At 39.0% G+C, this 7,440-nt stretch carries 7 protein-coding genes; 6 read left to right on the top strand and 1 reads right to left on the bottom strand.

Annotated elements, in window-relative coordinates:
* Positions 1-201 precede the first annotated feature (201 nt).
* The 5 genes from Q7U95_RS07360 to Q7U95_RS07340 all read left to right on the top strand — a co-directional run bounded on the left by Q7U95_RS07360 (position 202) and on the right by Q7U95_RS07340 (position 3,669).
* Positions 202-1,194, top strand: a complete 993-nt coding sequence (locus tag Q7U95_RS07360; protein ID WP_308753242.1) for an ATP-binding cassette domain-containing protein — start codon at positions 202-204, stop codon at positions 1,192-1,194.
* Positions 1,195-1,944, top strand: coding sequence for an ABC transporter permease (locus Q7U95_RS07355; RefSeq protein WP_308753240.1), 750 nt, complete (start codon positions 1,195-1,197; stop codon positions 1,942-1,944).
* A 32-nt stretch (positions 1,945-1,976) separates the two neighbouring features.
* Complete coding sequence (locus Q7U95_RS07350) at positions 1,977-2,975, top strand: hypothetical protein (RefSeq protein WP_308753238.1); 999 nt, start codon at positions 1,977-1,979, stop codon at positions 2,973-2,975.
* Between the two features lie 43 nt (positions 2,976-3,018).
* Positions 3,019-3,423 carry a hypothetical protein gene (locus Q7U95_RS07345; protein WP_308753236.1) on the top strand — a complete coding sequence of 135 codons (405 nt, stop codon included), beginning with the start codon at positions 3,019-3,021 and terminating at the stop codon, positions 3,421-3,423.
* Between the two features lie 117 nt (positions 3,424-3,540).
* The gene (locus Q7U95_RS07340) at positions 3,541-3,669 is read left to right on the top strand and encodes a hypothetical protein (protein WP_308753234.1); all 129 of its coding nucleotides are present in this window, start codon (positions 3,541-3,543) and stop codon (positions 3,667-3,669) included.
* 502 nt (positions 3,670-4,171) lie between these two features.
* On the opposite strand, the gene Q7U95_RS07335 is transcribed toward Q7U95_RS07340, so the two are convergent.
* The gene (locus tag Q7U95_RS07335) at positions 4,172-4,972 is read right to left on the bottom strand and encodes a hypothetical protein (protein ID WP_308753232.1); all 801 of its coding nucleotides are present in this window, start codon (positions 4,970-4,972) and stop codon (positions 4,172-4,174) included.
* 323 nt (positions 4,973-5,295) lie between these two features.
* Between Q7U95_RS07335 and Q7U95_RS07330 the strand changes: the two genes are divergently transcribed.
* Positions 5,296-7,440: AAA family ATPase (locus tag Q7U95_RS07330; protein WP_308753230.1), on the top strand; the 2,145-nt coding region annotated here is incomplete at its 3' end.

The raw sequence follows: 7,440 nt of genomic DNA, 5'->3' as shown, positions 1-7,440 counted from the left end.
AGTTGAAAGAGAAGGGTGAGGGGGCACAGCTGAGCAGAAAATTGTAGCAAAGAGTTTCCTTGTTTTAAGTGTCTGCTCTTATTATTTGTGAGTTTACCTCTTACCTTATATATTGTAGGGTTGATTCCCAGGTGGTTGTTTTGGTTTTCACTGCTCTTGCTGATATATGGGCAAATAAAAAGTTAAAGAAGGTGCGAAAGGATAAAGGAAATCATAATCCTTGAAGGTTTAACAAAAAGATTTAACGATCTTACAGCAGTAGATAACGTGAGTTTCACAGTTAGAGAAGGAGAGGTGTTTGGTTTCCTGGGTCCCAACGGGGCCGGGAAAACCACGACCATATCGATGTTGGCAACCCTGCTTAATCCAACTTCTGGAAAAGCAAGTGTCAATGGTTTTAATATATGGACACAAAGGGATGCTGTCAGAAAATCTATCGGAATTGTTTTTCAAGACCCCAGTTTAGACGAGGAACTTACTGCCTATGAAAACATGGATTTTCACGGACGGCTTTATCATATTCCAAGAGACACAAGGATTAAAAAAATTGAAGAACTTTTGAAATTGGTAGAGTTAGATGAAAGAAAAAATGACCTTGTTAAGAAGTTTTCCGGTGGGATGAGAAGGCGTTTGGAAATTGCAAGAGGGTTGATGCATGAACCAAAGGTTTTGTTTTTAGATGAGCCGACTCTCGGGTTAGACCCTCAAACGAGAAATCATATTTGGGAATATATTCAGAGATTAAGTACGGAGAAAAATGTCACCATAATCCTTACAACCCATTATATGGAGGAGGCGGACAGGCTCTGTGATAGAATGGCGATTATCGATAAAGGTAAAATTATCGCGCTCGATACCCCGAAAAATTTAAAGGATGGTATAGGCGGTGACGTAATAACGGTTGAGACACCCAGTGCCGAACCGTTGCGTTTATATGTAGAGGAATTTCCATGGTATAAATCCTCGAAAGAGCACGATGGAATGCTTACAATTAACGTAACTGACGCGGAGAAACATATTGCGGAAATTGTCAATCTATCGTGTCAGAATAATATTGAGATAAAGTCCATCAATGTTCACAAACCAACCCTTGAAGATGTTTTTTTGTATTTTACGGGTAGAACCATAAGGGAAGAAGAGGCAGGTTCGGTAGAGCATATGCGAATGATGCGAAGGGCTGAGATGAGAAGATAAATGAATACGATATATACGATTTGGTTGAGAAATGTAAAGCGTTATCTGCGTTCGAAAAGCAGGATTATTGGAAGTTTGGGCATGCCCCTTTTTTTTCTGCTAATCCTCGGGTTTGGTCTCAACTCCGTTGTCAGTGTCCCCGGAATGGAGCACGATTATATCAGGTTTATCATTCCCGGTGTTGTAGCTATGAGTGTCTTATTTACTTCGGTGTTTTCCGGGATACAGATAATTTGGGATAAGCAGTTTGGATTTTTAAAGGAGACGCTGGTGGCTCCCGTTTCAAGGGTGGAAATAATGCTGGGTCAAACATTGGGAGGAGCTACCACTGCCCTTATCCAGGGGCTCATAATTTTGGTGTTCTCTCTATTTTTAGGCGGGAGCGTTTCCAGCGTGACAGGATTTTTGGTTGCAATATTGTTTATGGTGCTAATTGGCTTGTCTTTTACCGCTTTGGGAATTGCTTTTGCCTCACCAATGGAAGATATGCACGGATTCCAGCTCGTCATGAACTTTGTAATCTTTCCGGTTTTTGGTCTTTCCGGCGCAGTGTTTCCGATAAGCACTCTGCCTCCTTTTTTAAGGTATCTCACATACATAAATCCTCTCACATATGGTGTTGAAGGGATAAGGGCCGGCCTGTTGGGAACTTCTCAAATAAATCCCTTTGTGTGCTTTTTTGCTTTGGTTGGGTTCGCGACCTTTATGATATTTTTTGGAGGATATTTATTTAAAAGGATGAAGGTTTAATTAAAAGCTTCTAGAATTATCGGAGGGCCCTTATGAATTCTCTTTCAGTTTCTTTGCTTCAATTTATTCTGGTGAGTTTGGTCATAGTTTTTTCAGGTTCAAGACTGGCTAAATACGGCGATGTGATAGCCGAGAAAGTTGGTCTTGGAAGAATTTGGGTAGGAGTCATTCTTCTGGCGACGGTGACCTCATTGCCTGAGCTAATAAGCGGAATAAGCGCTGTGGCCATCATAGATGTCCCAAATATTGCCATAGGAGGAATTATCGGTTCCTGCCTTTTTAACCTGCTTTTAATTACTCTAATCGATATATGGTATGAACCTGGGTCAGTCTTATCTGATATTGAAAAAGGGCACATAATTTCGGCCTCTTTTGGGGTAATTTTGCTTGGGGTGGTCGTACTCGGCATCTTCATTGAGAGGACTTTCTCCTTATTTTCTATCTTTTGGATTGGCGTATACACCCCTTTGATTTTCGTCATTTATCTTCTTGGGGTGAGGATTATCTTTCTTTTTCAGAAAGGTAAGTTTGTTGAGTTTAAAGGAGAGACCTATAAAAAAATTCCGCTTGATAAGGCCTACCTTTCTTTTGGAATTCACGCGACTATCATTGTCGTTCTTTCACTGCTCCTTCCTCAGGTCGGAAAGAACCTTGTTGTCTTAAGTGGTTTAAGCGAAACTTTTGTGGGGAGCTTATTCATTGCGTTAGCGACATCTTTGCCGGAGGCGACCATATCTATTGCGGCAGTTAAGCTTGGGGCCATTGATTTGGCAATTGGGAATATTTTAGGAAGCAATCTCTTTAACATCTTCGTTTTAGGAATTGAGGATATCTTTTACACAAGAGCGCCACTTTTTTCAGTCGCCGACCCCCAGCAGATAATAAGTTCTCTTGTAGCGATTATTATGACGGTTGTTGTTGTAGTTGGCATGATATATGAATCAAAGGTAAAAAGAAGAGTGGGCTGGACAACTGTCCTTTTAATGTTTTTATTCGTTTTTAATTATGTTTTGCTCTTTATTTTAAAGTAAGGGTTTGAGTTCCAAGAAATGGATAAAGATTAGGTGGTGTAATTTGAAAGAATTTAAAAAAGTTATTTTTCTTCTCTTGATTATAATACTTCTTACGGCCATCTTCTGGGCATGCTCACTATTTACTCCCAAGGGATTGGAATCTTTTTTACCCAGCAAAGTCGATGAACTTGTGCTAAGAAGGATTGTTGCTGGAGAAGAAGCTGTTGCTACTGCCGTGCGCTCCCATCAAGGCGAGGTTAAAAATGCCGATAATATGATTATTGGATATTACGATGGGGGTTTAAGTATTTGGATTACCGAGTACTCCGATTCGAGTACTTGCGGTGAAGAGACCATAAAGATGATAGACACAATGAAAAAATTTGAAGAGGGGTTTGAGGAAATTAAATCTACCAGAATTAAAGATGTGGAAGTTTATGTAACTGAGCCCGGTGGAGAAAAGTAATATTTTTGGGCACAGAATAGATTTATGGTTTATGTGATTCCGGGAACGCTTTCTGAGAGCGAAACGATGAAGCTCGTTTCCAATTTAATAGATAATCTTAACTAAGGAGAGGGGAAATTGAAGAAATTTTTTGTGATTTTTTTGACCATATTTTTAATCTTTGGAATCTTTGGCTGCCAGAGTGAAAAGAAAGAAGGGGCAGAAGGAGAATCGACAAATACTGAGCAAAGCTCTGAATGTACCTGAGGAGAATAAGTTTACGTGCCCGTTGGGCATGAACGATAGTGTTCTAAATCACCGGCTCACACAGTGCTTGCTCGCCTGTTGATAGGCAACTTACTTTCTTCATTTTCTTGCTCGTCCAAGAATTATTTTTTGTGGGCAGGTAGGGCAGGTAGGCGAGTGACCGAAAGGAGCGTAGCAATCTCGGTTTAATTGTATTTTTTTGTGGGTCGAACATGCTCCACGCTCGGCCGTATCCGCGACTTTACTCGCTCCGGGCGGGCCGAGAATAACTCGCTTACGCTCAGACAGATTCTCGGGCGCTCACTTTGTTCGCTTGCCCGCCTCTGGAGGGCTTTCCGGCCTTCCTCTCGTTTCATTGGGGCGGCCTCAAGTTTCGATTTGTCCGACCCACCCGGGTTTAAAAAACTAAAAACAATAAAAGTTCTTTCATTTTTCCTGGAAACTGGTGGCTGGAATCTGTAAGCGTCTGGCTGTTTACAGAGAATTTGGTGTAAATGCTTTATTAGTTTATCTCTGCTGCAAGTGGTTCAGATTGCTCTTTTTTAGTTGAAAATTTTATGAAGGATAAAGCAAGTAGTAGAATTCCGACTCCTGCTATGACGATGTTATACATATTAATGGGAGCAAGTGCATCCGCAAAAATTCTCAGAATAGCTTGTTCTCCAAGCATTAAGGGAAACTCGATTTTTTGGATTACAGCACCAAAAGCAAATTTAATTAAGGTGCTTGCTAGGAATAATATGAACCCTGCAGCGAGGTAACTTCCTCCTATAAATTTGAGTATGCTTTTTGTTTTACGGAGTATCAATATCGAAAGGATAACTAAAAAGGCCTTAAACACAATTAGTCCGTAAAAAATTGAATTGAGATAGTAGATATTTTTTTTGAGTACCTCAATCTCTTCGATGTTATTTTCGAGCAAGTCAATTTCATTTGGGAACCCTGCATCAATATTTTCAGAAATTTGGGTTTCAAAGTTCGATTTAAATGCCTCAACTTCTTGAGGGTTGTCTTTTATTTCTGGCGGAATTAAGTTTTCTATTTCATCTGATAGATTCTTTTTTATTTCGGCTTTTACTTCGGATAAGGGGATTTTTAACTCAATTTCTTCGTTCTTTCCTTTCAGATAATTGTAGGTGTTTAATAAAAGTAGGTGGATTTGATTTTTGAGCCATTCTTCAGAAACTGAGGTGCTTATGATTTTCTCCATTACCTCATCTGTCTTTATTGAATTCTCAATATTTTTTACCATGGACTCTTTTAAAATGGAGTAAATATTTACCTTATCAAATTCTTCCTCCATAAACTGCTGATTTAAGAGGGTCGATTTAATTGATGCGGTAAATACCAGAAAAATAAGGCTAAATATCAAGAAAATCGTTATTAAAATCAGAGAAAAAATTTTAAAAAATTTCATTCTTCATTTCCTTAATTATTTTCTATTTTTTTAAATAATATTAATACTATCGGCCAAAAATATTAAAGTGTTAATAATCGATATTTATTTGTAATTTTTGGTAGACGAATTATCTCTTTTGATGAATTAAAGGAAAATTAAAATAAAAGAAGAAAATTATAATATAATATATATACTAAATAATAATAGCAGCATCTTCGGAAATCCTTATGACAAAAAAGTTAGAGCTTTCTTTTAAAGAGTTGAAGAAAGTATGCAACGTAGATGATCTTGATTTTAAAACCACAGAAGAGTTGCCTCCTTTGGATGGGACTATCGGCCAAGAACGGGCTGTCGATGCACTTGAATTTGGCTTGGACATAAAGACGAAGGATTTTAATATCTACGTATCGGGCTTGTCGGGGACGGGTAAAGATACCACGGTTAAGGCTTATGTTAAACATGCTGCCGAAAAAGGGAAGGTTCCATCGGATTGGTGCTATGTTCATAACTTTGAGGATTCTCGTTTTCCAATAGCTGTTGAGCTCTCTCCCGGAAAAGGACAAAAATTTTCCAAAGACATGAACGAGCTTGTTAAGAATTGCAAAGAAACAATACCCAAGGCTTTTGAGAGCGAAGCTTACGAGAGAAAAAAAGAAGAGATAATAGATAAATTTCAATTTCGAAAAGATGCTCTTCTTAAAGAGTTGAAAAACCATGCTCGCAAAGTCGGTTTCGCGGTTCAGTTTTCTCCGGGGGGAGTTACGACCTTGCCCCTTATTGACGGAAAGTCCCTTACGCCTGAGAAGTATGACAAACTTTCCGAAGAAAGGAAAAAAGAGATTCAAGAAGAGAGCGAGCAGCTTAAAAGTGATTTAGGGCATTCTTTAAAGAAGCTTCGTAATATGGAAAAGGGAATCAAAGACCTAATTTACAAATTAGACAAAGAAACAGTTCTCTTTACAGTTGGTCACTTAATAGAAGATTTAAAGAATGAATATAGAGATAACGAGAGGATTGTTGATTATTTAGAGAAAGTTCAGCAAGATATAGTGAATAATCATGAAGATTTTAGCAATGAAAAGAAACCGCTTATTCCCCTCCCTGGTTTTGAGATTGCAGCGAAACCATCTTTTGAAAAATATACGGTGAATGTCTTGGTTGATAACTCCAAAACCCGGGGGGCTCCAGTGGTGATTGAGACAAATCCTACTTACTATAATCTTTTTGGGCAGATTGAATATCAGGTGCAATTTGGCGGGGCCATGATTACGGATTTTATGATGGTAAAACCGGGAGCCGTTCATCGTGCCAATGGAGGGTATTTAGTAGTTAGAGCCCTTGATGTTTTGACGAGTTATATGGCCTGGGATGCTTTAAAAAGAACACTTCGGAGCAGAAAAGCGACTATAGAAAATATCGGTGAGCAGTTTCGGATTTTCCCGGCGTCCACCTTAAAACCTGAACCAATTCCTCTGGATATTAAAATTGTGATGGTTGGAAATCCGTATATTTATTACCTTCTTTATAATTTAGATGAAGATTTTAGGAAATTATTCAAGGTCAAATCAGATTTTGATGTGGAAATGAAAAGATCAGGCGAGTACATTAAAAAATATGCCGAATTTGTCAGCGCAATTTGTCGTAAAGAGGGGTTAAAACATTTTGACAGCTCAGCGGTGGCTCGGATTGTGGAATACGGCTCATGGCTTGTGGGGCATCAAAATAAACTCTCGACCAGATTTATGGAGGTTGCCGACCTTGTAAATGAAGCAAGTTTTTGGGCCGAAAAGAACGGAAATAAATACGTAACCGCTAAAGACGTTCAGAGAGCTATAGATAAAAAAACTTATCGCTCCAACATGATTGAGGATAAAATTCAGGAACTTATTGAGGACGGTACCATTTTAATGGATACCGAAGGCAGTGTTGTCGGACAGGTAAACGGGCTTTCAATTGTATTTTTGGGAGATTATTTTTTTGGAAAGCCGTCGAAAATTACCGCTCGCGTTTCTATGGGGAAAGGCGAAGTCGTTGATATCGAAAGGGAAGTTGAAATGAGTGGCCCTGTTCATAGTAAGGGTGTGATGATATTGGATGGATATTTGAGAGGAAATTACGCGCTCGATAAGCCGCTCTCGGTCTCAATAAGTTTAGGCTTTGAACAGCTCTATGAGGGAGTTGAAGGGGATAGTGCCTCAAGTGCCGAGTTATACGCTATTCTTTCCGCTCTCTCAAATATTTCCATCAAGCAGAATTTGGCAGTAACGGGTTCCGTCAATCAACATGGAAAAATACAAGCAATTGGTGGCGTAAACAAGAAAATAGAAGGTTTTTTTGATATCTGTAAACTAAGGGGGCTTACGAGTGACCAA

The organism is Candidatus Oleimmundimicrobium sp. (genome assembly GCF_030651595.1).
Taxonomy (GTDB): domain Bacteria; phylum Actinomycetota; class Aquicultoria; order UBA3085; family Oleimmundimicrobiaceae; genus JAUSCH01.
This window is presented reverse-complemented; position numbering and strand designations above follow the sequence as displayed.

Bases quoted from the DNA above. Each gene is read 5' to 3' on its own strand.
- Q7U95_RS07355 (WP_308753240.1), top strand. From the start codon at position 1,195: ATGAATACGATATATACGATTTGGTTGAGAAATGTAAAGCGTTATCTG.
- Q7U95_RS07350 (WP_308753238.1), top strand. From the start codon at position 1,977: ATGAATTCTCTTTCAGTTTCTTTGCTTCAATTTATTCTGGTGAGTTTG.
- Q7U95_RS07335 (WP_308753232.1), bottom strand. From the start codon at position 4,972: ATGGAGGAAGAATTTGATAAGGTAAATATTTACTCCATTTTAAAAGAG.